General features: G+C 72.6%; 24 protein-coding genes, 1 pseudogene and 2 riboswitches. Of the genes and pseudogenes, 13 read left to right on the top strand and 12 right to left on the bottom strand.

Annotated elements, in window-relative coordinates; genetic code table 11:
• The first annotated feature begins 35 nt into the window (after window positions 1–35).
• Both LV457_RS07865 and LV457_RS07860 read left to right on the top strand, forming a co-directional pair.
• Window positions 36–1,583 (top strand): HNH endonuclease signature motif containing protein, encoded by a 1,548-nt coding sequence (locus LV457_RS07865; protein ID WP_232170223.1) that lies wholly within the window; start codon window positions 36–38, stop codon window positions 1,581–1,583.
• Window positions 1,584–1,604: 21 nt separating this feature from the next.
• Complete coding sequence (locus tag LV457_RS07860; RefSeq protein ID WP_232170222.1) at window positions 1,605–1,874, top strand: DivIVA domain-containing protein; 270 nt, start codon at window positions 1,605–1,607, stop codon at window positions 1,872–1,874.
• Here LV457_RS07860 and LV457_RS07855 read toward each other — a convergent pair.
• Both LV457_RS07855 and LV457_RS07850 read right to left on the bottom strand, forming a co-directional pair.
• A complete protein-coding gene (locus LV457_RS07855) occupies window positions 1,871–2,137 on the bottom strand; it encodes a DUF6480 family protein (protein WP_232170221.1) in 267 nt (88 codons plus the stop codon). The genes LV457_RS07860 and LV457_RS07855 overlap by 4 nt on opposite strands.
• A gap of 15 nt (window positions 2,138–2,152) precedes the next feature.
• On the bottom strand, window positions 2,153–3,886 hold the full coding sequence (locus tag LV457_RS07850) for an MFS transporter (RefSeq protein ID WP_232170220.1): 1,734 nt from the start codon (window positions 3,884–3,886) through the stop codon (window positions 2,153–2,155).
• A gap of 105 nt (window positions 3,887–3,991) precedes the next feature.
• Window positions 3,992–4,101, top strand: a riboswitch (TPP riboswitch).
• On the opposite strand from LV457_RS07850, the gene thiD reads away from it, so the two are divergent.
• From thiD to LV457_RS07830, 4 genes are all read left to right on the top strand, one after another.
• Window positions 4,091–4,951: a bifunctional hydroxymethylpyrimidine kinase/phosphomethylpyrimidine kinase gene (gene thiD, locus LV457_RS07845; protein ID WP_232170219.1), complete on the top strand. Its 861-nt coding sequence runs from the start codon at window positions 4,091–4,093 to the stop codon at window positions 4,949–4,951. Its footprint overlaps the riboswitch before it by 11 nt.
• Complete coding sequence (locus tag LV457_RS07840; RefSeq protein WP_232170218.1) at window positions 4,941–5,555, top strand: alpha/beta family hydrolase; 615 nt, start codon at window positions 4,941–4,943, stop codon at window positions 5,553–5,555. The genes thiD and LV457_RS07840 overlap by 11 nt, the downstream gene beginning before the upstream one ends.
• Window positions 5,556–5,608: 53 nt before the next feature.
• Window positions 5,609–7,108, top strand: coding sequence for an NAD(P)/FAD-dependent oxidoreductase (locus tag LV457_RS07835; RefSeq protein WP_232170217.1), 1,500 nt, complete (start codon window positions 5,609–5,611; stop codon window positions 7,106–7,108).
• Between the two features lie 15 nt (window positions 7,109–7,123).
• On the top strand, window positions 7,124–7,378 hold the full coding sequence (locus tag LV457_RS07830; RefSeq protein ID WP_232170216.1) for a hypothetical protein: 255 nt from the start codon (window positions 7,124–7,126) through the stop codon (window positions 7,376–7,378).
• Here the strand turns inward: LV457_RS07830 and LV457_RS07825 are convergent.
• The 3 genes from LV457_RS07825 to LV457_RS07815 are packed head-to-tail and all read right to left on the bottom strand — an operon-like array spanning window position 7,375 to window position 11,098.
• On the bottom strand, window positions 7,375–8,823 hold the full coding sequence (locus LV457_RS07825; protein WP_232170215.1) for a M28 family peptidase: 1,449 nt from the start codon (window positions 8,821–8,823) through the stop codon (window positions 7,375–7,377). The genes LV457_RS07830 and LV457_RS07825 overlap by 4 nt on opposite strands.
• On the bottom strand, window positions 8,820–10,322 hold the full coding sequence (locus LV457_RS07820) for a M28 family metallopeptidase (protein ID WP_232170440.1): 1,503 nt from the start codon (window positions 10,320–10,322) through the stop codon (window positions 8,820–8,822). The genes LV457_RS07825 and LV457_RS07820 overlap by 4 nt, the downstream gene beginning before the upstream one ends.
• A 14-nt stretch (window positions 10,323–10,336) precedes the next feature.
• A complete protein-coding gene (locus LV457_RS07815; RefSeq protein WP_232170439.1) occupies window positions 10,337–11,098 on the bottom strand; it encodes an ABC transporter permease in 762 nt (253 codons plus the stop codon).
• A gap of 95 nt (window positions 11,099–11,193) precedes the next feature.
• On the opposite strand from LV457_RS07815, the gene LV457_RS07810 reads away from it, so the two are divergent.
• Window positions 11,194–11,457: a hypothetical protein gene (locus LV457_RS07810; protein ID WP_232170467.1), complete on the top strand. Its 264-nt coding sequence runs from the start codon at window positions 11,194–11,196 to the stop codon at window positions 11,455–11,457.
• 47 nt (window positions 11,458–11,504) lie between these two features.
• Here the strand turns inward: LV457_RS07810 and LV457_RS07805 are convergent.
• The 5 genes and pseudogenes from LV457_RS07805 to thiO form a co-directional block, all read right to left on the bottom strand.
• A pseudogene (locus tag LV457_RS07805) lies at window positions 11,505–12,008 on the bottom strand (ATP-binding cassette domain-containing protein); the annotation flags it as partial.
• An 8-nt stretch (window positions 12,009–12,016) separates the two neighbouring features.
• Window positions 12,017–12,790: an SGNH/GDSL hydrolase family protein gene (locus LV457_RS07800; RefSeq protein ID WP_232170214.1), complete on the bottom strand. Its 774-nt coding sequence runs from the start codon at window positions 12,788–12,790 to the stop codon at window positions 12,017–12,019.
• Window positions 12,790–13,551, bottom strand: a complete 762-nt coding sequence (locus LV457_RS07795) for a thiazole synthase (RefSeq protein WP_374198760.1) — start codon at window positions 13,549–13,551, stop codon at window positions 12,790–12,792. Before LV457_RS07795 ends, LV457_RS07800 begins: the two co-directional genes overlap by 1 nt.
• Window positions 13,544–13,741 (bottom strand): sulfur carrier protein ThiS, encoded by a 198-nt coding sequence (gene thiS, locus LV457_RS07790; RefSeq protein ID WP_232170213.1) that lies wholly within the window; start codon window positions 13,739–13,741, stop codon window positions 13,544–13,546. The genes LV457_RS07795 and thiS overlap by 8 nt, the downstream gene beginning before the upstream one ends.
• Window positions 13,738–14,742, bottom strand: coding sequence for a glycine oxidase ThiO (gene thiO / locus LV457_RS07785; protein WP_232170212.1), 1,005 nt, complete (start codon window positions 14,740–14,742; stop codon window positions 13,738–13,740). Before thiO ends, thiS begins: the two co-directional genes overlap by 4 nt.
• Window positions 14,733–14,842: riboswitch (TPP riboswitch) on the bottom strand. It overlaps the preceding gene by 10 nt.
• Before the next feature lie 35 nt (window positions 14,843–14,877).
• Here thiO and thiE point away from each other — a divergent pair.
• On the top strand, window positions 14,878–15,582 hold the full coding sequence (gene thiE / locus LV457_RS07780; protein WP_232170211.1) for a thiamine phosphate synthase: 705 nt from the start codon (window positions 14,878–14,880) through the stop codon (window positions 15,580–15,582).
• Here the strand turns inward: thiE and LV457_RS07775 are convergent.
• On the bottom strand, window positions 15,521–16,132 hold the full coding sequence (locus tag LV457_RS07775; protein ID WP_232170210.1) for an NUDIX hydrolase: 612 nt from the start codon (window positions 16,130–16,132) through the stop codon (window positions 15,521–15,523). The two genes, thiE and LV457_RS07775, sit on opposite strands and share 62 nt — an antisense overlap.
• 98 nt (window positions 16,133–16,230) lie before the next feature.
• Here LV457_RS07775 and glnX point away from each other — a divergent pair, with 98 nt between their 5' ends.
• The 5 genes from glnX to LV457_RS07750 all read left to right on the top strand — a co-directional run bounded on the left by glnX (window position 16,231) and on the right by LV457_RS07750 (window position 22,551).
• Window positions 16,231–17,550, top strand: coding sequence for a protein kinase G-activating protein GlnX (gene glnX, locus LV457_RS07770; RefSeq protein WP_232170209.1), 1,320 nt, complete (start codon window positions 16,231–16,233; stop codon window positions 17,548–17,550).
• Window positions 17,547–18,518 carry a glutamate ABC transporter substrate-binding protein gene (locus tag LV457_RS07765; RefSeq protein WP_232170208.1) on the top strand — a complete coding sequence of 324 codons (972 nt, stop codon included), beginning with the start codon at window positions 17,547–17,549 and terminating at the stop codon, window positions 18,516–18,518. Before glnX ends, LV457_RS07765 begins: the two co-directional genes overlap by 4 nt.
• Window positions 18,519–18,530: 12 nt before the next feature.
• Window positions 18,531–20,774, top strand: coding sequence for a serine/threonine-protein kinase PknG (locus LV457_RS07760; protein ID WP_232170207.1), 2,244 nt, complete (start codon window positions 18,531–18,533; stop codon window positions 20,772–20,774).
• 43 nt (window positions 20,775–20,817) lie between these two features.
• A complete protein-coding gene (locus tag LV457_RS07755; RefSeq protein WP_232170206.1) occupies window positions 20,818–22,191 on the top strand; it encodes an alpha-hydroxy-acid oxidizing protein in 1,374 nt (457 codons plus the stop codon).
• Between the two features lie 72 nt (window positions 22,192–22,263).
• A complete protein-coding gene (locus LV457_RS07750; RefSeq protein ID WP_232170205.1) occupies window positions 22,264–22,551 on the top strand; it encodes a hypothetical protein in 288 nt (95 codons plus the stop codon).
• A 24-nt stretch (window positions 22,552–22,575) separates the two neighbouring features.
• On the opposite strand, the gene LV457_RS07745 is transcribed toward LV457_RS07750, so the two are convergent.
• Window positions 22,576–23,541: an NmrA family NAD(P)-binding protein gene (locus LV457_RS07745; RefSeq protein WP_232170204.1), complete on the bottom strand. Its 966-nt coding sequence runs from the start codon at window positions 23,539–23,541 to the stop codon at window positions 22,576–22,578.
• Window positions 23,542–23,549: the final 8 nt, after the last annotated feature.

The raw sequence follows: 23,549 nt of genomic DNA, 5'->3' as shown, positions 1-23,549 counted from the left end.
CGCCCGAGTCGGTGGGCCTCGGTATACTCGAACACATGTTCGATACTGAACTAACCGAACGGCCGCCGGCCGAATTGCTCGGCATGATCGGCGACGCGCAACGCCTGGAGGCGGTGATCACCGCGCGCCGGCTGGCGGCAACGGCTGCGCTGCTCCGGCACTACGAGGCGATCGACGCCGTCGAGGAGGACGCCCCGCCGTTCACCTATGTCACGCCGTTTCAGCGCGCCTGCGCCGACGTGGGCGCGCAGCTCGGAATCTCGGTCAATGCGGCGTCCTACCAGGTGCACTACGCCGACGCGTTGACGACGCGGCTGGCCAAGGTCGGCGCGCTGCTGGCCGAAGGCCAGATCGACTGGCGCACCGCACAACTGGTGGTCAATCGAACCGACCTGGTCAATGACGACGAGCTGATCGCCCGGATCGACTCCGCGCTGGCCGCCCAGCTCGCCTCGTGGCGCGGGCGGTCCCGGCAACGCGTCGTCAACGGCATCGACAAGCTGGTGCTGGCGACGGATCGCGACGCCGTGCGGCAGCGCCGCCGCAAGGAGCTCGACGAGCGCGCCGTCGGGATTACGCCGCTACCGAATGGCATGGCCGAACTCTGGGGCACCGTCCGCGCCGCCGACGCCGCCGTATTCGACAGCAGGCTGGGCGAGCTCGCCAAGGGGGTCTGCGCCGCCGACCCGCGGACCATGGTGCAGCGGCGGGCGGACGCGGTGGTCGCGTGGAGCACGGGGGTGCCGCTCGCGTGTGAGTGCGGCCGGGACGACTGCCCGAACCGGTCCACGTCGAAGACCGCACCGCAGGTCGTCGTCAACGTGGTCGGCAGCGCCGCCACCCTGGCCGGCGACGACGACGACGTCGGCTACCTCGCCGGATACGGCGTCATCGACGCCGACTATCTGCGCGAGTTGGCGGCGGGCGCAAGTCGGCGGCTGCTGGACGAGGCGACGTCGGACGCGGCCCTGACCTACCGGCCGCCCGCCGCCCTGGAACGGTTGGTGCAATGCCGCGACCTGACCTGCCGGTTCCCGGGATGCAGCCGGCCGGCGACGCACTGCGACGTCGACCACACGGAGCCGTTCAATCACACGGACCCGGCAGCCGGCGGCCGCACCGTCGCCTCCGGGACGAAGCTGCTGTGCCGGCTCCATCACCGCCTGAAGACCTTCGGCGGGTGGCGGGACCGGCAGCTTCCCGACGGGACGGTCGGCTGGGAGTCACCGACCGGTCGCCGCTTCGTCACCGAGCCCGCCGGCGTCGACCTGTTCGGACCGAAGCGCCGACCACGCACCCGCGAGCAGCAACGCAGCGCCCACATCGCCCGGCAGCGCAACCGCAACCATGTGCTGCGCCGACAGCACGACGAGGAGAAGCGCCTCAACGAAGCGCGGGCCAAGGAGATCGCGGACCGTCGATGGCGCAACGAATCGCGCGGCTGGCTGGTCGCGTTCCAAGGCGTGCAGCGCAGCCCGAGCCCGTTGGCGACGTGGATCAACGAGCCGATGGAATCGCTCGAGCTGCCCGGCGACTGGCGGCCGCCGCCGCAGCATCCCGGCGCTGGCGACCCGCCCTTCTGACGGACCGCTAGCATCGCGACCGTGGGAGATGCCGCAGGTCGCTGGACAGCCGAGAAACTGCGCGGCATCGAGTTCCGGAAACCGCCCTGGCCGCGGCGCGGCTACGACGAGAAGCCGGTGCGCGACGCGCTCGCGCTGGTGGCACGGCGGCTGGACGGCCGCGGGCACCTGTCGGCCGACGACGTGCGCGGGATGCGGTTCCGCAAGGCCCGCATCGGCCGGCGGGGCATCGACACCGAGCAGGTCGACACGCTGCTGAGCGAGCTGGCCGACGACATCGCCCGCACTTAGAGCTGCAGCACCGCCAGCACGACGGCCACCAGCAAGAACACCACCATGACGCCCACGACGACGAACGTGATGACGGCGCCCTGCGAGAACCGTGACGTCGGCGGCGGCCCCTCGGGCGCCAGGCTGCCCGACACGGGATTGGTGTCCGGCGGCGTCGCGCCCGGGGTCACGCTGCCGCCGGGCTCGAGGTCGGTGGCGTCGACCGCGTCGCGGTCCGGCGACCTGTTGCCGGTGGGATCTGGCTCCGACGGCGTTGCAGTCATCCCCGCCGCGTACCCCTACTCGCTGTCGGCGTAACGACTCTTGTTGAACAGCGAGGCGATCGCGCCGAGCACCATCATCACCGCGGCCGCGCCGAACACCACCACGAGACCGCTGTGGAACGGCTCGGAGATGAGGTTCGGGAAGAACGCCTGACCGGTCAGCACGTCGGCGTTGACGCCGGGCTGTTGCAGCGCGTGGTACGGCTCGAGCAGTTCGGCCATCGGGTTGTAGCCGAGGAACGCCGCGAACAGGCTGCCGACCGGCGGCAGGTTCGCGACCTCGTGGGCGACCGACGCGGACACCCCCTGCTCCTGCAGCCCGGAACTCAGCGCGGTGGGCAGGGTGCCGGCGAGGCCGACGATCATCAGCGAGAAGAAGACGCCGATGGACAGCGACGAGCCCGCGTTGAAGAAGGTCGCGCGCACGCCGGACGCCGACCCGCGCTGCGCGGCGGGCACGCTCGACATGATCGACGCGGTGTTCGGCGAGGTGAAGATGCCGCCGCCGAGGCCGTTGAGGAACACCAGCACCGCGAACAGCCGGTAGTCGAAGTTCACCGGGATCAGCACCAGCGCCACGAACGACACCGCCATCAGCACCATGCCGCCCACGGTGAACGGCCGCGGGCCGAAGCGGTCGGACAGCGAGCCGGCGAGCGGGCCGGCGATCAGGAAGCCGATGGTCATCGGCAGCATGTAGATGCCCGCCCACAGCGGCGTCGACTCGAACGAGTAGCCGTGCAGCGGAAGCCAGATGCCCTGCAGCCAGATGATGAGCATGAACTGCAGCCCACCGCGGCCCACCGACGACAGCAGCCCGGCGAGGTTGCCCATGCCGAACGACGTCGACCGGAACAACCGGATGTCGACCATCGGCTGCGCCACCCGCAGCTCGACGAAGCAGAACGCCACCAGCAGCAGCAGGCCAGCGCCGATGGCGCCGAGCACCCACGGGCTGGCCCAGCCGGTCGACGAGTCGCCGTAGGGCTGGATGCCGTAGGTGATGCCGATCAGCAGGATCGTCAGGCCGGCGCCGAAGGTCAGCGTGCCGGCCCAGTCGAGCCGTCCCGGCGTGCGCACGCCGAGCTCGCGCAGCGACCGCACGCTCCAGACGGTGCCGAGGATGCCGATCGGCACGCCGACCCAGAAGATCGCCTGCCAGTGCCATTCGGACAGGAACCCGCCGATCAGCAGGCCGAGGAACGACCCGGCGACCGCGGCGACCATGTTGACGCCGAGCGCCATGCCGCGCTGGTTGGCCGGGAACGCGTCGGTGAGGATCGCCGACGACGACGCCATGAGCATCGCGCCGCCGATGCCCTGCACCACCCGCCACGCGATCAGCCACACGGCGCCGCCGCCGAGGTGGAACGGGTCGAACGACAGCGCGACCGCCGCGAACGTGAACACGGCGAAGCCGAGGTTGTAGATCCGCACCCGGCCGAACATGTCGCCGAGGCGGCCGAACGGCACGACGAGCACGGCGGTGACGACGAGGTACCCCATCAGCATCCACAGCAGGTAGCTCACGTTGCCCGGCGCCAGCGGGTTGAGCCCGATGCCCCGGAAGATCGCCGGGAGCGAGATCAGCACGATCGACGCGTTGATCGTGGCGAGCAGCGTCCCCAGCGTGGTGTTGGACAGCGCCACCCACTTGTAATGCGGATGGTCGTGGTCGATGCGGCCGCGGCGGCGGGCGGTCTCGGCGACCGCGACCGCCGGGTCGGCCACCACGGGTGGAGTCGTCATCTCTGCGTCAGTCGTCATCTCTTCGCTCACGTCTCGTTCGGCAGATTACATATGTTAGCTATACAAAGCACTACAGGTCTAACCGAGTGGCTGCTAGCTTGATCACTGTCCGAACGCGGGAGCGCGCACCGAGCGCGCTGAGAGGACAGCTGGGGCTGTCGACCGTATGAACCTGACCGGGTAATGCCGGCGTAGGGAGCTGACATGTCGAGACAGTCGACCGCCGCGTTTCTTCCGTTGCCGCCGCCGGGCCGGACGCCGCTGCGGGTGATGACGATCGCCGGCTCGGACTCCGGCGGCGGCGCCGGCGTGCAGGCCGACCTGCGGACCTTTGCGATGCTCGGGGTGCACGGCTGCGTGGCGCTCACGGCCGCGACGGTGCAGAACTCGCTGGGCGTCCGGGCGTTCCACGAGCTGCCGCCCGACATCGTGGCCGGCCAGATCGCCGCCGTCAGCTCCGACATCGGGATCCAGGCCGCCAAGACCGGCATGCTCGCCTCCTCGGCGATCATCGGCGCGGTGGCCCACATTTGGCGCGAACAGGGGCTCGCCGGCACCGTGCCGTTCGTCGTCGACCCGGTGTGCGCGTCCATGCACGGCGATCCGCTGCTGCACCCCAGCGCCCTGGACACCCTGCGCACCGACCTGTTCCCGCTCGCCACGCTCGTGACGCCCAACCTCGACGAGGTCCGCCTGCTCACCGACATCGAGGTCGTCGACGCACGATCGCAGCGCGACGCCGCCCGCGCGCTGCACGCGCTGGGCCCGCGGTGGGTGCTGGTCAAGGGCGGCCACCTGCGGTCGTCGGCGCAGAGCCCCGACCTGCTCTATGACGGCAGCGACTTCCACGAGTTCGACGCGCCGCGCCTGCCCACCGGCCACGACCACGGTGCCGGCGACACGCTGGCCGCAGCCACCGCCGCCGCGCTCGCGCACGGCTATGCGGTGCCGGACGCGGTGGCGTTCGCCAAGGGCTGGGTCACCGAGTGCCTGCGGGCGGCCTATCCGCTGGGCGCCGGGCACGGGCCGGTGTCGGCCCTGTGGCGGCTCACCCGTGACGGGTGAGCCGATCGCCGGCGTCGCGCACGAGCCGGCGAGCCCACCGAGCGGCGTCGTCGTCCTCACGCACGGCGCCGGCGGCAACCGCGACGCCCCGATGCTGGTCCGGCTGTGCGACGAGTGGGCCCGCCGCGGCTGGCTCGCCGTCCGCTACGACCTGCCCTACCGGCGCCGCCGGCCCACGGGCCCGCCGTCCGGCTCGGCCGCCGCGGACCAGGCGGGCATCGTCGCCGCCGTCGCCTACGCGCGCACGCTGACCGACGGGCCGGTGATCGCCGGCGGCCACTCCTACGGCGGGCGGATGGCGTCGATGGCTGTCGCCGACGGACTCGCGGTCGACGTGCTGACGCTGTTCAGCTATCCCCTGCACCCGCCCGGCAAGCCGGAGCGGCTGCGCACCGGACACCTGCCGCGCATCGCGGCGCCGACGGTCTTCACCCACGGGACCCGCGACCCGTTCGGCGCGATCGACGAACTGCGGGCGGCCGCCGCGCTGATCGCCGGGCCGGCCGAGATCATCGAGATCACCGGCGCGCGGCACGACCTCGCGTCGCGAACGGTGGACGTCGCGGCGGTGGCGGTCGACGCCGCGTTGCGGCTGCTGGGCTGAGGCTCGCCCGGCGAGCGACGCGACGGCAGAAACCGCTGCGGTACCGTTCGGGCATGGCTTCGACCCCTGCGAACGCGCGATGGGACGCCGTGATCGTGGGCGCCGGATTCGCCGGCATCGGCGCGGCGATCCAGCTCAAGCGGCTCGGCATCGACCACTTCGTGATCCTCGACCGCGAGGACGACCTGGGTGGCACCTGGTACGTCAACCACTACCCCGGCCTGGCGGTCGACGTGCCCACCACCACCTACTCCTACTTCTTCGAGCCGAACCCCAACTGGTCGCGGCTGTACTCCACCGGCACCGAGATCAAGCAGTACGCCGATCACGTCGCCGACAAGTACGACGTCCGGCGCCACATCCAGTTCAACACCGTGGTCGATGGCGCCCGCTGGGACGAGGAATCGCAGACCTGGCAGGTGGCGCTCGCCGACGGTGACACGCTGACCACCCGCTACCTGATCACCGCCACCGGCTTCCTGTCGCAGCCCCGCACGCCGGAGATCCCCGGCATCGCCGACTTCGAGGGCAAGGTCATCCACACCACCGCGTGGGACGACAGCTTCGATCCGCGGGGCCGGCGCATCGCGGTGATCGGCACCGGCGCCACCGCCGTGCAGCTGATCCCGGAACTGGCCAAGACGGCCGCGGACCTGACGGTGTACCAGCGCACCCCGATCTGGGTGGTGCCGAAGATCGACTTCCGCTTCGGGACGCTCGCCAAGCGGTTGTTCGCGCGGCTCCCGGTGACGCAGCGCATCATCCGCGCGGTCACCGACGCCATCTACGAGTTCATCATCTACGTGGGTCTGCACCACGCGAGGCTGCCGTTCCGGCGGCTCAACGTCAGCGCCACCGACCTGTCGAAGATGTTGCGCCACGCGCAGATCAAGGACCCGGAGCTGCGGGAGAAGCTGACGCCCGACTACGACCTGGGCTGCAAACGGCCGACGTTCTCCAACAGCTACTACAAGACGTTCACCAAGCCGCACGTGCACCTGCAGACCGACGGCATCGCACGCATCGAGCCCGACGGCATCGTCAACGGCGACGGCACCCGCACGGAGATCGACACGCTGGTCCTGGCCACCGGCTTCGACCTGTGGGAGGCGAACTTCCCCGCGATCGAGATCATCGGCCGCGACGGGCGCAACCTCGGGAAGTGGTGGCGGGAGAACAGGTTCCAGGCCTATCAGGGCGTGTCGGTGCCGGGCTTCCCGAACCTGCTGTCGCTGGCGAGCCCGTATGCGTTCCTCGGGTTGAACTTCTTCAACACGATGGAATACCAGATGCGGCTGATGGATCGGCTGTTGGGCGAGGTGATGCGGCGCGGTGCGACGACGTTCGACGTCACCGAGGACGCCAACGCCCGCTACCTCGACCGGATGACCGAACTGCTCGGCGAGACGGTGTTCAACGCCGGGAACTGCGCGTCGGCGCGGTCGTACTACTTCAACCCGCACGGCGAGGCCACGCTGCTGCGCCCCATGACGACCCGCGCGGCACTGCGTGAGGCGTCGGAGTTCCCGCTCACCGACTACACGATCGCCTGATAAGGAAGGACAGACATGGCCGCACCGCTGAGCCGCCTCGCCGGAGCCGCCCTCGCGGGCGTCGGGCTGTCGCACTTCGTCAAGCCGGAGCTCTTCGAGTCGATGACCGTCTCGGCGTTCCCCACCAACACCCAGCAGTACATCTACGTCAACGGCGCGCTGGAGACGGCGATCGGGCTGGCGTACGCCACCGGCCGCAGCAAGCTCGCGACGGCCGGGCTGCTGGCCTACGGCGGCTGGCTGGGCGCCAATGCCGCCAAGAACGCCTAGGGGCGCGACCGCTCGCCGCGCGGCGGGACGCCGTTGACGCCGTCGGTGGACTCGGCGTAGGTGCCGACCGCGAACGCCAGCGCCGACGCCATGACCGCCAGCGCATCACGGTCCACGTTGTCGATCGTGTCGCGCGCGCTGTGGTAGTTCGGGTCGAACGCGACACCGTGCTCGCCGCCCCAGAGCCGCTGCTGCACGGTGGTCTTGCGCTGCGCGTTCCCGGTGGTGACGCCGCCGACCGCGACCCCGGCGCGCAGGAACGGGCTGTAGTCGGAGGACACCCCGAACGGCTGGTCGGCCGGCCGCTTGCCCGCGAGGTTGAGGTAACCGGCCAACGTCCGCTCGACGCCCGCCGAGCCGGCGGGCACGTCGCCCAGCGCGACCGTCGGGCTGGGTTCGCCCGACTGGTCGCCGTCGTAGGTGAAGTAGCCGGGGTTCGGTGAGCCGAGCATGTCGGCGTTGAGGTACACCGCGATGTCGGCGACCCGCTGGGCACCCAGCCCGTCGACGTAGGCCGTCGACCCGTACAGGCCCGCCTCCTCGCCGCCCCACAGCGCGAACTGCACCGCGTTCGCCGTGCCGGGCGACGCGCCGAGTGCGGCGGCGGTCTCCAGCACGGCGGCCACCCCGGTCCCGTTGTCGTTGATGCCCGGGCCGCGGACCACGCTGTCGAGGTGCGCGCCGAACACCACCATGTTGTCGGTCGCGCCGGTGACCGTCCGCGCCAGCACGTTGCGGCTGGTGGTGCGCTCGGTGCGGCTCTCGGTGCGCAGCACCACCTCACCGTCCGTGCGGCGCAGCGCCGCGTCGGCGTCGGGCCGGATCACCGCCACCGGCAGGGTCAGCGCGTCGTAGTAGTGCGGCCCGAAGAGGTCCGCGGGCGCCGGTGCGCCGCCGACGATGAGCAGGCCGGTCGCGCCGGAATCCGCGGCGGCCCGGTGCTTCTCGGCGGCCGGGCAGTCGCGGTCGTCGACGACGGCGAGCGCGCCGCGCACCGCGACGCCGCGGTAGTCGTCGGCCGTGCAGCCCGCGGGCCGGCGGGGTCGGACGACGCGGCCGCGCAGCCCCTCGGGCGGGGTGGTCACCAGCAGCGCGGCCTGCTCGACGGGGAAGTCCCGGCCGGCCACGGTGAGCGTCTGCCGGCCCCGCTCGGCCACCACGATGTGACTGAACTCCGGGGTGCTGACGTCGAAGCCGTTGTCGCGCAACGTTTTCGCGGCGTAGTCGACGCTCGCGTCGTAGCCGGGGCGGCCTTCGGCGCGGTTGCCGCCGTGGGCGTCGGCGATGTCCTGCAGCGCCTGCAGGTGCCGCCACATGCCGTCGACGGTGACCCGGGCGGCGAGCCGGTCGGGCAGCGGCGCCGCGTCAGCCGCCGGTTCGTCGGCGCCGCAGCCGGCGACCAGCGTCGCGGCGAGCAGCAGCGCCGCGATGCGCCGCGGGGTCATGACGGCGGCAGCAGGTGGCGCACCCGGTCCTCGGGGACCGGGACGCCGTTGCGGCCGCCGAGGAATTGGGCGTACCAGCCGACGGCGTAGGCGGCGCCGTCGCCGTTGATGCGCAGCGCGTCGCGGTTGACCGCGTCGATCGTGTCGCCGGCCTGGTGATAGTTGGGGTCGAACGGCTCGTCGGCCTTGCCGCCCCACTCCTTGGCCTCGTCGGCGGTCATCTTGTCCTCGGCGCCGGAGAACAGTCCGCCCGCCGGGATACCGGCGCGGGTGAAGGCGTCGTAGTCGGAGCGGCCGTCGAATGCGGTGTCCTCGGCCGGCTTGCCCGCCCGGTCGAGGTAGCCGGCCAGGGTGCGCTCGATGCCGGCCGACCCCTCGGGCACGATGGCGACCCCGCGCTCGTCCGGCGGGATCGACTGGTCGCCGTCGTAGGTGAGGTAGCCCGCGTTCGGGGAGCCGAGCATGTCGAAATTGAGGTACAGCGCGATGTCGCGCAGCTGATCCAGCGACAGCGACGCCACGTAGCGGCGGGACCCGACGAGCCCGGACTCCTCGGCGCCCCAGAACGTGAACCGCACCCCGTTGGCGATCTCCGGCGACGATCCCAACTGCACCGCGGTCTCCAGCACGGCCGCGGTGCCGCTGCCGTTGTCGTTGATGCCGGGCCCCTCGGGCACCGAGTCCAGGTGCGCGCCGACCACCACGACGTTGTCGGTGGCGCCGGTCTTCGTCTGCGCGACCACGTTCCGGGACCGCACCGTCGAGGTCGTGGCGTCGACGCGCAGCTCCACCGGGCCTGGGCGGCTCCGCAGCCGCTCACCGTCGGGCTTGCTGACGCCGACCGCCGGCAGCGTGACGTTGGTGTTGTCTTCGCCCAGCGTGCCGCCCATCCGTTCCTCGAGCACGTTGTCGGCGACGATGAGGCCCACGGCGCCGCGCGCGGCGGCAGCGGCCTCCTTGTCCGCGAACGGGCAGGTGCCGCGATCGACGAGCACCACCGCGCCCCGCACCGGCAGCCCGTCGTAATCCGATGCGCTGCAGCCGGGATCCTGGTCCGCGGGGGCCGCCACCAGCGGGCCGGCGACGCCCTGGGCCGCCGTGCCCGCGCTGAACTCGAGCACCTTCGCCGGCACCGGCTGCCCGCCGATCCGCAGCAACACCTCCCCGGATGTGAAGGCGCGGTAGTCGAATTCCGGCGTCTGCACGTCGAAGCCCTTGTCGCGCAGCGTGGTGGCGACATAGTCGACGCTGGCCTCGTAGCCGGGGGTGCCGGCGGCGCGGGTGCCGCCGTGGGCGTTGGCGATGTCTTGCAGCGACTGCAGGTGCGCCATCATCGCGTCGATCGAGACGCGGCCGCTCAGCTCGTCGGCGAACCGGCCGGCCGCCTCGGCCGTCGGGGGCTCGGACTCCTGCTGCGTCGCGGTGGTCCGGGAACAGCCCGCCGCCACCACGGCCACCGCCGCCAGGAGCACGGCCCCGGTTTTCGCCCGACGCGTCACCGGCCCCACCGTAGTCACGCGTCGCGGCGGTTGACGACGACCGCACCGGCGACGAACACCGCAACCGCCACGACGGCGAAGTACACCAGCGACCCCGTCGGCCCCCACCACAGCCCGTCGGTCACATAGAGCCACGGCACGTCGGTGAAGGCGAACGCGTTGGTGAACGGCAGCAGCGGGCGCGCCCAGCCGCTGGTGCTGGGCAGCACCGCGAGCACCGGTTCCAGAACGAACGGCCACAGCAGCAGCACGGCAACCGCCCCCGCCGAATGCCGTACCAGCGCCGCGACGCCGATCGCGAGCACCACCGCCAGCCCGGCGTACACGGCGACCGCCCAGACGGGCCGCCACGCCGCCGCGGACCCCAGGTCGAGCAGCATCCCGCCCGCCGCGGACGCTTGGCCCTTGGCCGCCAGCAGCGACAGCAGCATCAGCGCCGCGGTGAAGGGCACCGTCACGAGCACCGCGAGCAGCGCCTTGGCGCCGATCATGATCGTGCGGTTCGGGATGGCGAGCAGGGTGGTGCGGATCAGGCCGGTGCGGTACTCGCCGGTGACGGTCAGCGCCGCCACCACCATGAGCACCGGAACACCGACCGCGGCCAGGCCCATCGCGACGTCGTTCGGCGTCACCGGGGTCCACTCGCTGCCCGCCGCGCCCAGGGCGGCGGCGGTGCCGAGCGAGACCACCGCCACGACGACGGCGCACCACAGCGGTGAGCGGGTGGTGGCGAGCTTGATGCGCTCGGCGGCCAGCGCGTCGCCGACCGCGGTCACGGCCGCACCACGCGCGACCGGTAGTCGACGGTGCGTCGGTGAGCGACAAGTAGGCCTCCTCCAGCGACGCCTGCCGGCTGCTGAGCTCGTGCAGGGTGACGCCGTGGCGGGCGGCCAGCTCGCCCACCTCGTCGATCGCCGCGCCGCGCACCACCAGCGAGGAATCGGGTCCGTCGGTGACGGTGAGGCCGGCGTCCGACAGGGCGGCGGCGAAGCGGCCGGCGTCGGGACTGCGGACGGTCACCGCGTCGGCGCCGGACTGCCGGGTGAACTCGGCCATGCTCGTGTTGGCGACGAGGCGGCCGCGGCCGATGACGACGAGCCGGTCCGCGGTGTTGGCCATCTCGGCGAGCAGGTGACTGGAGACGAACACCGTGCGGCCCTCGGCGGCGAGGCTGCGCATGAAAGTCCGCACCCACCGGATGCCCTCCGGGTCGAGGCCGTTGACCGGCTCGTCGAACAGCAGCACGCCCGGGTCGCCGAGCAGCGCGGTGGCAATCCCGAGCCGCTGCGCCATGCCCAGCGACAGCGAGCCCGCCTTGCGGCCCGCGACGTCGGCGAGCCCGACGATGCCCAGCACCTCGTCCACCCGGCGCACCGGGATCCGGTTGGCGGCGGCGATCCAGCGCAGCTGCGCCCGCAGCGAACGGGTGGGATGCAGCTGCCGGGCGTCGAGCAGGGCGCCGACGGTGCGCAGCGGATGGGTGAGGTCGCGGTAGCGGACCCCGTTGACGGTCGCGGTGCCCGAGGTGGGGCGGTCGAGGTCGACGATCAGCCGCATGGTGGTCGACTTGCCGGCGCCGTTGGGTCCCAGGAAACCGGTGACGACGCCCGGCTCGACGGTGACGGTGAGGTCGTCGACGGCTCTCGTTGCACCGAACTGCTTGGTCAGCCCCGTCAGCGTGATCATCGCCCCCACTATGGCACGGTGCGCGCCACCTGCCGGGCCACCAGTTCGGCAACCGCCCGCATACCGGCGGCGTTGGGGTGCAGCGGCGCCGGGCGGCCCGGCACCGGCAGGCCGGGCTTGGTGGTCCACGGCGCTGCCGACCAGGCGTGGTGGTCGGCGCTGGCGGCCGCGACGGGCACCACCTCGCAGCCGGTGGTCGCCGCGGCCGCGCGGGTGTGGTGGGCCAGCTCCGCCGCGACGTGGCGGCCCAGCGCGGCGTCGCGCTCGGCGAGCGGCGGGGCGGCGGTGCCCGGCGGCGGCAGCAGCGTCAGGTACTCGACGAACAGCACCCGGGCGCGCGGCGCGCGGGCCCGGACGGTCCGGCCGACCTCCTGCAGCGCGGCGCCCAGGCCGGCCAACGCCGCGTCGCGGGCCGCCGGGTTGAGCAGCTCGCGCAGCCGGTCGCCCAGCAGCGGCACCCGGCGCAGCGCCCGCGGCAGCCCGGCCGCCATCAGCAGCGGGACGTAGCCGACGTCGTTGCCGCCGATCGTGACGGTCACCAGCGCCTCGGTGCCGTCGAGCGCGTCGACCTGGGGGGCGGCACCGGGGCGACGCTCGGAGAGCACGTGCGCGGTGGTGGCGCCGGAATAGGTGACGTCGACGAGGTCGTGGCCGAGTGCCTCGGCGAGCAGGTGCGGATAGTTTCTCGCCGACCGGCCGGCCCGCCGCGGCGATCCCGGGGCGCGGGGCGCGATGCCCGGTCCGGCGGCCATGGAGCTGCCGAGGGCGACGTAGCGCGCCATCAGACCGGCGGGCTCGACGCCTGCGCCCAGTAGCGCTTGGGGATCCGGCCGGCGTGGCGGGCGAGGTGTCCGGCGGTGACGGCGGCGGCCATCGCGGCGGCCATCGCGGGCGGGTCGGCGGCGCGCGTGACGGCGGTCGCCAGCAGCACCGCGTCGCAGCCCAATTCCATGGCGAGCGCGGCGTCGCTGGCGGTGCCGATGCCGGCGTCGAGGATCACCGGGACGCCGGCCCCCGCCACGATGAGCTCGATGTGGCGCGGGTTGGCGATGCCGAGCCCGGTGCCGATCGGCGAGCCGAGCGGCATGACCGCCGCGCAGCCGACGTCTTCGAGCCGCCGGGCCAGCACCGGGTCGTCGTTGGTGTAGGGCAGCACGACGAAGCCGTCGTCGACCAGCCGCTCAGCGGCCCGGACCAATTCGATCGCGTCGGGCAGCAGGGTGCGCTCGTCGGCGATCACCTCCAGCTTCACCCACTCGGTGCCCAGCGCCTCGCGCGCCAGCTGCGCGGTGAGGACGGCCTCGGCGGCGCCGCGGCAGCCGGCGGTGTTGGGCAGCGGCGTGATGCCCAGCCGGCCCAGCAGGTCGAGCAGCCCGGTGCCGGCCTCGGCGTCGACGCGGCGCATCGCGACCGTGGTGAGTTCGGTGCCCGACGCCGCCAGCGCCTGTTCGAGCACCGCGAGGTTGGCGGCGCCGCCGGTGCCCATGATGAGCCGTGAGCCGAAGCTGCGGCCGGCGATGGTCAGTGTGTCGCCGCTAGCCACCCTGCACCGCCGCCACCACGTCCACCCGCGCGCCGTCGGCCAGCGCCTGATCCCACTCCGAGCGCGGCAGCACCGCCCAGTCGATCGCGACGGCGATCCCGCGGTCGGGGAAGCCGCGCAGGCGCAGCAGCTGCCCGACCGTGGTGCCGTCGTCGACCTGCACCTCTTCGTTGTTGACGGTGACCTTCATCGCACTCCTGCCAGTTCCTGCGCGACGGCCTCGGCGGTCCACGGCGCCAGCAGGAAGCCGGAGCGGCCGTGGCCCGTCGCGACCAGCGTGCGCTGGTCGAGCCGGCCGACGATCGGGAGGTTGTCGGGGGTCATGGGCCGCAGCCCCGCCGCGACCTCGGCGAGCTCATACTCGCCGAGTGCGGGCAGCACGGTGCAGGCGTCGTCGAGCAGCTCGCGCACCCCGCTGACCGTGGGCGCGGTGTCGCGGCCGTGCTCGTACTGCGTGGCGCCGACGACCACGCCGTCGGCCCGCGGCACCACGTACACCTGCCGGCCGCGGACCCGGGCGCGCACGACGCGCGCCGGCACCGGGAGGCAGCCGCGCCGCCACCGCAGCCGCAGCACCTCGCCCTTCACGGGCCGCACCGCCAGGCCGGGCCACAGCGCGGGCGCGTCGATGCCGTTGGCGATCACCACCTCGTCGGCGTCGGCGGCGGCGTCGGCCAGGGTGGCCACGGGCGGCGCCCACGCCACGCCGAGCCGCTCGCAGTGGCGCTCCAGGCCGTCGACGAGCGCGCGGTTGTCCACCGCCAGTTCGGTGGGCGCGACGAAGCCGTGGCGGATGGTCGACGCCAGCGCCGGCTCGAGGTCGCCGACGTCGGTCCGCCAACACACCGGATGTCCTTGTGCGGCAAGCCAATCGGCGGTGGTGCGCAGGTCGGCGGCGTCGGCGCGGTCGACGGCCACGACGAGCGATTCACGCGCGGTGACGACCTCGGGCGCCAGGCCGTCGAGGAAACCGGAGCGCCACAGCTGCAGCGACGCCAGCCCAATCCGCAGCAGGTCGTCCTCACCGGGCCAGCCCTCGCTGTGCGGGGCGAGCATGCCGCCGGCCACCCAGGAGGCCCCGCGCTGGGGCGCGCGGTGCACGCGCACCGACCAGCCGGCCTGCGCGGCGCGCCGGGCGACGGCCAGCCCGATGACGCCGCCACCGACGACGGCCAGCGCACCTGGGTTCACGCATCGCTCCCTTCGCCGGCATGACCCGGATCAGGTTCGACGGTAAGGACGGCCGCGCCCACTCTCAGTCCCCGCTCCCGGGACTCCCGTGCCTGTGCGGCCAGGCTACTCCCCGCAGGCGCTAGCGTTCGCGGTGTGCACACACCACGGCAGCGGCTGGCGTCGGCACGGTTGTACCTGTGCACCGACGCCCGCCGGGAGCGCGGGGACCTCGCCGAATTCGTCGACGCCGCGCTGGCCGGCGGCGTCGACGTCGTGCAGCTGCGCGACAAGGGGTCACCCGGCGAGCAGCGGTTCGGGCCGCTGGAGGCCCGCCAGGAGTTGGCCGCGCTGGCGGTCCTCGCCGACGCCGCCGCCCGCCACGGCGCCCTGGTGGCCGTCAACGACCGCGCCGACATCGCCCGCGCCGCGGGCGCCGACGTGCTGCACCTCGGGCAGGACGACCTGCCGCTGGCGGTGGCACGCGAGATCGTCGGCGCCGAGGTGGTGACCGGCCGCTCGACGCACGACGAAGCCCAGGTGGCCGCGGCGATCGCCGAGCCGAGCGACTACTTCTGCGTGGGCCCGTGCTGGCCGACGCCCACCAAACCGGGGCGCCCGGCACCGGGGCTGGACCTGGTGCGCCACGCCGCGGCCACCGGCACGGCCAAACCGTGGTTCGCGATCGGCGGGATCGACGCCGACCGGCTGCCCGAGGTGCTCGACGCCGGGGCCCGCCGGGTCGTGGTGGTGCGCGCGATCACCGCGGCCGACGACCCGGCCGCCGCCGCGCGGGCGCTCAGCGCGGCGCTTGCAGCAGCGAGCGCAGGCGCGCCTGCAGATCCTGGTCGGGATCGCTGACGTCGTCGCCCGGCACGCACCACACGAAGACGCCGGCCTCGATCTCGACGGTCCGCGGCAGGCCGGCGGTCGCCGGGCGCAGGGGCACGGCCACGGCGCGCAGCACCGGCCAGCTGGCCGCGAAACCCGGATGCAGCGGCAAGTCCGCCACGTCGGCCTCGTCGACCCAGCGCAGCTCCGCGCTCTCCCGGTTGGCGGTGGTCGGCAGCGGCTGCGGGGCGTCGGCGACCACGGTGGTGTAGGTCCAGGCGTCGCCGGCGGCGCGGGCGGTGACCACGGTGCCGCGCACGGTGATGTGCTCGACGGCGAGCCCGGTCTCCTCCCACGCTTCGCGGACCGCGGCCTGCTGCGGTGTCTCGTGGCTGTCGCGGGCGCCGCCGGGGAGTCCCCAGGTGCCGCCCTGGTGGCTCCACGGCGCGCGGTGCTGCAGCAGCACGGCCGGGCTGCCGTCGGGACGGGGGGCCCGCAGCAGCAGGCCGGCGGCACCGTGCCGGCCCCAGTAGTGGGAACCGTCGGCCGAGATCACCCAGCCGTCGCCGTCGCCGCGCACGCAGCCCAGGATAGGTCAACCTCCCGCCATTCTTAGGATTCGCTCATAGAGTGGGAACGGTCGGAAATCACACCCGTCGAGCACGAGGTTCCAGCCAGGTGACCGTGGAGTTGGCGCATCCGTCGACCGAGCCGCTCGCGACACGGGCGACGGCCGACGCCGCGCAGCCCTGGTGGTGGTTTTGGATCACGACGCCGGGCCGCATCCTGCTGATCGGCATGCTGCTGTCGGCGCTCGGCGTGGCCAGCGCGTTCGCCACCTCCACCTCCATCGACCAGCGGCAGGGTGCGCTGACCACCGTGCTGGACCACACCGAGCCGCTGTCGTTCGCCGCCGGCCAGCTCTACACCCGGCTGTCGGTGGCCGACGCCGCGGCGGCCACCGCGTTCATCGCGGGCGCCGAGCCGCGTGAGGTGCGGCAGCGCTACGAACAGGCGATCACCGACGCGGCCGTCGCCCTGACCCGCGCGTCGGCCGGGATCACCGACGCGTCCATGCAGCAGCTGCTGGGCCGCATCAACGCCGAGCTGGCCGTCTACACCGGCCTCATCGAGACGGCGCGCACCAACAACCGCGCCGGCAACCCGGTCGGCTCGTCGTACCTGTCCGAGGCGTCGGCGCTGATGCAGCAGACGATCCTCCCCGACGCGCAGCGCCTCTACGAGCAGACGTCGGCCCGGGTGGACACCGAGACCAATGCGTCGGCGCGCATCCCCGCGCCGGTGATCTTCGTGGTGGCCGTGACGCTGCTCTTCGGCGCCTTTGCCCACCGCTGGCTGGCGCGCCGCACCCGCCGGCGCGTCAACATCGGGCTGGTGGTGGGCGGGCTCGCGATCGTGGTGATGATCATCTGGGTGGGCACCGCGCTGGCCATCTCCACCGCCGGCAGCCGCGACGCCAAGGACACCGGCGCCGAGTCGCTCAAGACCATCACCACCCTGGCGATCACCGCGCAGCAGGCCCGCGCGGACGAGACGCTGTCGCTGATCCGCCGCGGCGACGAGAACACCCGCAAGCAGTCCTTCTACCAGCGCATCGACGCCATGCACTCCCAGCTCGTGACGTACCTGGCCCGCGACGACAGCGTCGACAAGAGCGGGCTGGCCAACGCCGACGAGCTGCTGATGCGGTGGCGGCAGGCCGACGAGCGCATCAACGCCTACATCTCGGTCGGCAACTACCAGGCCGCCACCCAGGTGGCGCTCGGCACCGGGGAGGACGACTCCACCCCGGCGTTCGACAAGCTCGACGCCGCGCTGGCCAACGCCATCACCGAGAGCCGTCGCCAGCTGCGCGGCGACATCGAGAACGCGCTGCGCGTGCTGTCCGGCGCGACCGTCGGCGCGGTGGTGCTGTCGCTGGGCGCCGCCCTGGCGGTCGCCGCCGGCCTCGCGCCCCGACTGAACGAGTACCGATGACCGCGCGCCGGCTGCTCGTCGCCCTGCTCACGGTGGTCGCCGTGGTGGCGGCGGGCTGCGGCGAACCGGCCTACCTGGACACCGAGCCGACGCTCTCGGTCCCGCCGCCCACCCCGGCCGGCATGGCCGAGCTCACCCCGTCCCGCCCGCCGGTCCGGCCGCCGGGCGCCGACGACTGCGACCTCACCGCCAGCCTGCGGCCGTTCCCCACCAAGGCCGAGGCCGACCAGGCCGTCGCCGACATCCGCGCGCGCGGCCGGCTGATCGTCGGCTCCGACATCGGCAGCAACCTGTTCAGCTTCCGCGACCCGATCACCGGCGAGATCACCGGTTTCGACATCGACATCGCCGCCGAGGTGGCCCGCGACATCTTCGGCACGCCGTCGCAGGTCGAGTACCGCATCCTGGCGTCGGCCGATCGCATCGCCGCGCTGGAGAGCCGCCAGGTGGACATCGTTGTGAAGACCATGAGCATCACCTGCGAGCGCCGGCAGCGGGTGGCGTTCTCGACGGCGTACCTGACGGCCTACCAACGCATCCTGGCGCCGCGCGACTCGGCGATCCGCACCCCGTCAGACCTGTCGGGCAAGCGGGTGTGCGCGGCGAAGGGCACCACCAGCATCCAGCAGCTGGAGCGGATCAACCCCGCGCCCATCGTCGTCGCCGTGGTCACCTGGGCCGACTGCCTCGTCGCGCTGCAGCAGCGGCAGGTCGACGCCGTCAGCACCGACGACGCGATACTGGCCGGGCTGGTGTCCCAGGACCCGTACCTGCACATCGTCGGCCCCAACATGAACACCGAGCCGTACGGCATCGGCATCAACAAGGACAACCCTGGCCTGGTGCGGGTGGTCAACGGCACACTGGAACGCATCCGCCGCGACGGCACGTGGAACACGTTGTACCGCAAGTGGTTGACCGTGCTCGGGCCGGTGCCGTCGCCGCCGTCGGCCCGGTACCTGGACTAGGAAGCGTTGACGATGGGCGATCCGGACACCGGCGAGGTGAGCGTCGGCACGCAGCCCGCCGAGCTGTCCGAGCTGTACCTGGATTCGGTGGCGACGATGCGGCCGATGTCCACCCAGGCGATCTTCCGGGCGCCGCTCGACGACGCCGCCACCGCGACCACCGATCCGACCGCCGTCGAGGACACCACCGGCGCGACGCGGGCGGTGTCGCCGATCCGCCGGCTCGGCGGCGGGCTCGTGGAGATCCCGCGCGTCCCCGAGATCGACCCGCTGGCCGCGCTGATGCGCAACCCGGTGGTCGCCGAGTCCAAGCGGTTCTGCTGGAACTGCGGCCGGCCGGTCGGCCGCTCGACCAATGGCAGGCCCGCCCCCAACGAGGGCGACTGCCCGTACTGCGGCAGCCACTTCTCGTTCCTGCCGCAGCTCAACCCGGGCGACCGGGTGGCCGACCAGTACGAGATCAAGGGCTGCCTCGCCCACGGCGGGCTGGGCTGGGTGTACCTGGCCGTCGACCACAACGTCAACGAACGCCCCGTCGTGCTGAAGGGCCTGGTGCACTCCGGGGACGCCGAGGCGCAGGCCATCGCGATGGCCGAGCGGCAGTTCCTCGCCGAGGTGGCGCACCCGTCGATCGTCAAGATCTTCAACTTCGTCGAGCATCCCGACGCGCACGGCGACCCCGTCGGCTACATCGTCATGGAGTACGTCGGCGGCCGGTCGCTGAAGGAGGCGCGCGGCGAGAAGCTGCCCGTCGCCCAGGCGATCGCCTACATGCTCGAGATCCTGCCCGCGCTGGGGTACCTGCACTCGCTCGGCCTGGTCTACAACGACCTCAAGCCCGAGAACATCATGGTCACCGAGTCGCAGCTGAAGCTGATCGACCTGGGCGCGGTGTCGCGGATCAACTCGTTCGGCTACCTCTACGGCACGCCGGGCTACCAGGCGCCGGAGATCGTGCGCACCGGCCCGACCGTCGCCACCGACATCTACACCGTCGGCCGCACGCTGGCCGCGCTGACCCTGAACCTGCGCACCCGCAAGGGCCGCTACGTCGACGGGCTGCCCGACGACGACCCGGTGCTCGCGACCTACGACTCCTACGCGCGGCTGCTGCGGCGCGCGATCGACCCCGATCCGCGGCGCCGCTTCACCAGCGCCGAGGAGATGTCGGGCCAGCTGTCGGGTGTGCTGCGCGAGGTCGTCGCGCATGACACCGGTGTGCCCCGGCCCGGCCTGTCGACGATCTTCAGCCCGTCCCGGTCGACGTTCGGCATCGACCTGCTCGTCGCGCACACCGACGTCTACGTCGACGGGCGGGTGCACACCGAGAAGCTGACCGCGCAGGAGATCGTCACCGCGCTGCCCGTGCCGCTGGTCGATCCCACCGACGTCGGCGCGCCGGTGCTGAGCGCGAACGTGCTCTCGCAGCCGGTGCAGACCCTGGACTCGCTGCGCGCGGCCCGCCACGGCGCGCTGGACTCCGAGGGCATCGACCTCAGCGAGTCGGTCGAGCTGCCGCTGATGGAGATCCGCGCACTGCTCGACCTCGGCGAGGTGGTCAAGGCCACCCGCAAGCTCGACGAGCTGGCCGAGCGGGCGGGCTGGCGGTGGCGGCTGGTGTGGTACCGGGCGGTGGCCGAACTGCTCAGCGCCGACTACGAATCCGCGGCCAAGCACTTCACCGAGGTGCTCGACATGCTGCCCGGCGAGGCCGCGCCGAAGATCGCGTTGGCCGCGACCGCCGAGCTCGCCGGCAATCCGGCGGCGCTCACCTACTACCGCACCGTGTGGACCACCGACAACGGCACCATCTCCGCGGCCTTCGGGCTGGCGCGCACGCAGTCGGCCGAGGGCGACCGCGAGGGCGCCGTCCGCACCCTCGACCAGGTGCCAGCGACGTCGCGCCACTTCACCACGGCGCGGCTCACGAGCGCGGTGGCCCTGCTGTCCGGACGCTCGGGCTCCGAGCTGACCGAGGAACAGATCCGGGACGCGGCGCGGCGGGTCGACGCGCTGCCCGACACCGAGCCGCGGGTGCTGCAGATCCGCGCGCTGGTGCTGGGCACCGCGATGGACTGGATCAGCGACAACGAGGCCAGCTCCAGCCACATCCTCGGCTTCCCGTTCACCCCGCACGGGCTGCAGCTGGGTGTCGAGGCGTCGCTGCGCGGCCTCGCGCGGATCGCGCCCACGCAGGCGCACCGCTACGCGCTGGTCGACCTCGCCAACTCGGTGCGGCCGACGTCCACCTTTTGACGGCTCGCCGTCGCCACCTTTTGACGGCTACCGTGACTCCTTGATGACCGCACCCGAACCCGTGCCGCACCCGGGCCGCGAACGCCAGGAGTCGATCTACCGTGCCGGTGTCTTCGGCCGTCGCCCCGCGGTGCCGACCAACTTCACCGAGCTCGAACGCGCCGCCCGCCGCCGGATGAGCAAGCAAGCGTGGGCGTATGTCGCCGGTGGCGCGGGCGAGGGCACCGGCATGGACCGCAACCGCGCCGCGTTCGACCGGTGGGCGATCGTGCCGCGGATGCTGCGCGACACCTCCCGGCGCACGCTGTCGACCGAATTGTTCGGGCGCACGCTGCCGGCGCCGGTGCTCGTCGCACCCGTCGGGGCGGCCGGGCTCGTCGCGCAGCGCGCCGACGTGGAGATCGGCGCCGCCGCCGCCGCGGTCGGCGTGCCGTACATCTTCTCGAACCAGGGTTCGGCGCCCATGGAGGAGACGGCCGCCGAGATGGAGCGCGTCGTTTCCGGGGCGAGCGAAGCGACGGGGAATATTTCCGGGGCGAGCGAAGCGACCGGGGATAGGAGAGCTGGCGCGCCGCGCTGGTTCCAGCTGTACTGGTCCACCAACGAAGACGTCGTCGACAGCTTCATCGCACGCGCCGAGACGGTGGGCGCCGACGCGCTCGTCGTCACCCTCGACACCACGCAATTGGGTTGGCGGCCACAGGATCTGAACCTCGGGTCGCTGCCGTTCACCCGGGCCATCGGGATCGCGCAGTACACGTCCGATCCCGCGTTCCGCGCATCGGTGCGCGACCGGATCGCCGCTGCCACCGCAACGGGGCAGCGGCCCGACGTGCAGGTGACGCTGGGTGCGGTCAAGACCCTGTTCTCCCTGGCGCGGGAGGTGCCCGGCGGGTTCTTGCGCAACCTCACCTCACCGGTGCCGCGCGCCAGCGTGGAGACGTTCCTCGCCACCTATTCGAGGCCCTCGCTGAACTGGGACGACATCGCCGGCCTGCGCGAGCGGACCCGGCTGCCGATCGTGCTCAAGGGCATCCTGCACCCCGACGACGCGCGGCGGGCCGTCGACCTCGGCGTGGACGGCATCGTCGTGTCCAATCACGGTGGCCGACAGATCGATTCGGTGATCGGTGCGGCCGACGCGCTGGTCGACGTCGCGGCGGCGGTCGACGGGCGCTGCCGCCTGATCCTCGACTCCGGCATTCGCAGCGGTGCCGACATCGTCAAGGCGCTGGCGCTGGGCGCCGACGCGGTCGCCATCGGCCGGCCGCACATCTACGGTCTCGCGATCGCCGGGCGCCGCGGGGTCCAGGAGGTGCTGGAGAACCTCATCGCCGAGTTCGACCTGATCCTCGGGCTCGCGGGTGTCGCCTCGCTCGACGAGCTGGACTCCTCGCTGCTGCGCCGGATGGCGTAGCGGCGGGCACGGCGACACAGCGACGCGGCAACTCGGCTACCGTGAAGTCATCGGGTCAGATGGGAGCAGCGGATGAAGGTTCGCCTGGGGTACGTGACCGTCGAGGTGGATGACCGCGTGCGCCGGCGGATTGCGGCGGCCGGCGAGCGGCTGCGGCTGTGGGTCGCCGGTGTCACCGCCTACGTCCGCAGCGCCGGCGACGACGTCGAGACCGTTGGTGGGCGCGTGCGCGGCATGTGCGACGCCGCCGCCACCCGCGTCGATTCCGCGATCGAGCGGGTCAATTCGCGCGTCGCCCCACCCGAGCCGGAGGTCGTCGCTCCCGAGCCGGGTCAGCGGCCGCACCTGCGCGCCATCTAGCAGCAGCCGTTCGGCGTTCGTCGACTAGGGGCGCTGCAGACCGGCGTGCGCCAGCCAATCGCGGAACGACTGCAGCGCCGGGTTGAGTTCACGCACCGCAGCCAGGTCCCGAGCACCCACGAAGCGGGCCGAATTCTGCGCGTAGTACTGGAACATGTTGGCCATCTCGACGGCTCCGGGGAACCCCAGCGCGCGGAACTGTTCCCAGCTCATGGGCCGGTAGGTGACCGGTTCGCCGAAGGCGTCGCTGAACGCCGACGCGTATTGCTCGCCGGTCAGGTGATCACCGGCGATGCTCACCGTCTGGCCGATCAGTCCGGCGCCACGCTTGAAGATGCCCAACGCGGTCTTACCGATGTCGGCGACGGCGATGCCCGACAGCGGTTGGTCGGCCATCGGAAGGGTCAGTTCCAGCGTGCCGTCACCGGCCCGGGTGGGGCCGACGCCGCCGGCGAAGCTCTCGAAGAAGAACGTCGTGCGCAGGAAGGTCGTCGGGACGTCGTACTCGCGGAACAGGGCGTCGGCCTCGGCCTTGGCGTCGAAGTGCGGCACCTTGTAGCGCTCCTCGACGGTCGGCACCTGGTCGTCAGCGCCCAAGACCTCGCGGGTGTCCTCCAGCGTCGACCAGATGACGTGGCCGACGCCGGCCTGCTTGGCCGCCAGCGCGGCGTTGTCGGCCTGCGCACGCTCCATGTCGGCCCTGGTTCGTGCGGCGTCCTCGTCGGCGGAGCGTTCAGCCCAATAGTTGGTGACGACGAACGCGCCGTCGGCGCCGTCGAACGCAGCCCGCACGCTCGCCCCGTCGTCGAGGTCGGCTTCGACGACTTCGGCGCCGGCGGCCGCCAATTCGCGGGCCTTCGAGGATTGGGCGCTGCGGGTGAGGACCCGTACCCGGAACTGCGGTGCGGGGTCGTCGAGGATGGCTTGGACGAGGCCACCGCCCTGCTTTCCGGTGCCTCCGACAACGGCGATCAGCTTCTGCTCGGACATGGTCATTC

The sequence above is a fragment of the Mycobacterium sp. MYCO198283 genome, from assembly GCF_021213805.1.
Classification (GTDB): Bacteria; Actinomycetota; Actinomycetes; order Mycobacteriales; family Mycobacteriaceae; genus Mycobacterium.
The sequence above is the reverse complement of the archived record's forward strand: the minus strand, read 5'-3'. Positions and strand labels throughout refer to the sequence as shown.

What these genes read in the sequence shown, in the direction of transcription:
- LV457_RS07865 (WP_232170223.1), top strand. Translation starts at nt 36, where the DNA reads ATGTTCGATACTGAACTAACCGAACGGCCGCCGGCCGAATTGCTCGGC.
- LV457_RS07855 (WP_232170221.1), bottom strand. Translation starts at nt 2,137, where the DNA reads ATGACTGCAACGCCGTCGGAGCCAGATCCCACCGGCAACAGGTCGCCG.
- LV457_RS07850 (WP_232170220.1), bottom strand. Translation starts at nt 3,886, where the DNA reads ATGACGACTCCACCCGTGGTGGCCGACCCGGCGGTCGCGGTCGCCGAG.
- thiD (WP_232170219.1), top strand. Translation starts at nt 4,091, where the DNA reads ATGTCGAGACAGTCGACCGCCGCGTTTCTTCCGTTGCCGCCGCCGGGC.
- LV457_RS07835 (WP_232170217.1), top strand. Translation starts at nt 5,609, where the DNA reads ATGGCTTCGACCCCTGCGAACGCGCGATGGGACGCCGTGATCGTGGGC.
- LV457_RS07830 (WP_232170216.1), top strand. Translation starts at nt 7,124, where the DNA reads ATGGCCGCACCGCTGAGCCGCCTCGCCGGAGCCGCCCTCGCGGGCGTC.
- LV457_RS07825 (WP_232170215.1), bottom strand. Translation starts at nt 8,823, where the DNA reads ATGACCCCGCGGCGCATCGCGGCGCTGCTGCTCGCCGCGACGCTGGTC.
- LV457_RS07800 (WP_232170214.1), bottom strand. Translation starts at nt 12,790, where the DNA reads ATGGCGCGCTACGTCGCCCTCGGCAGCTCCATGGCCGCCGGACCGGGC.
- thiS (WP_232170213.1), bottom strand. Translation starts at nt 13,741, where the DNA reads ATGAAGGTCACCGTCAACAACGAAGAGGTGCAGGTCGACGACGGCACC.
- LV457_RS07765 (WP_232170208.1), top strand. Translation starts at nt 17,547, where the DNA reads ATGACCGCGCGCCGGCTGCTCGTCGCCCTGCTCACGGTGGTCGCCGTG.
- LV457_RS07760 (WP_232170207.1), top strand. Translation starts at nt 18,531, where the DNA reads ATGGGCGATCCGGACACCGGCGAGGTGAGCGTCGGCACGCAGCCCGCC.
- LV457_RS07755 (WP_232170206.1), top strand. Translation starts at nt 20,818, where the DNA reads ATGACCGCACCCGAACCCGTGCCGCACCCGGGCCGCGAACGCCAGGAG.
- LV457_RS07750 (WP_232170205.1), top strand. Translation starts at nt 22,264, where the DNA reads ATGAAGGTTCGCCTGGGGTACGTGACCGTCGAGGTGGATGACCGCGTG.
- LV457_RS07745 (WP_232170204.1), bottom strand. Translation starts at nt 23,541, where the DNA reads ATGTCCGAGCAGAAGCTGATCGCCGTTGTCGGAGGCACCGGAAAGCAG.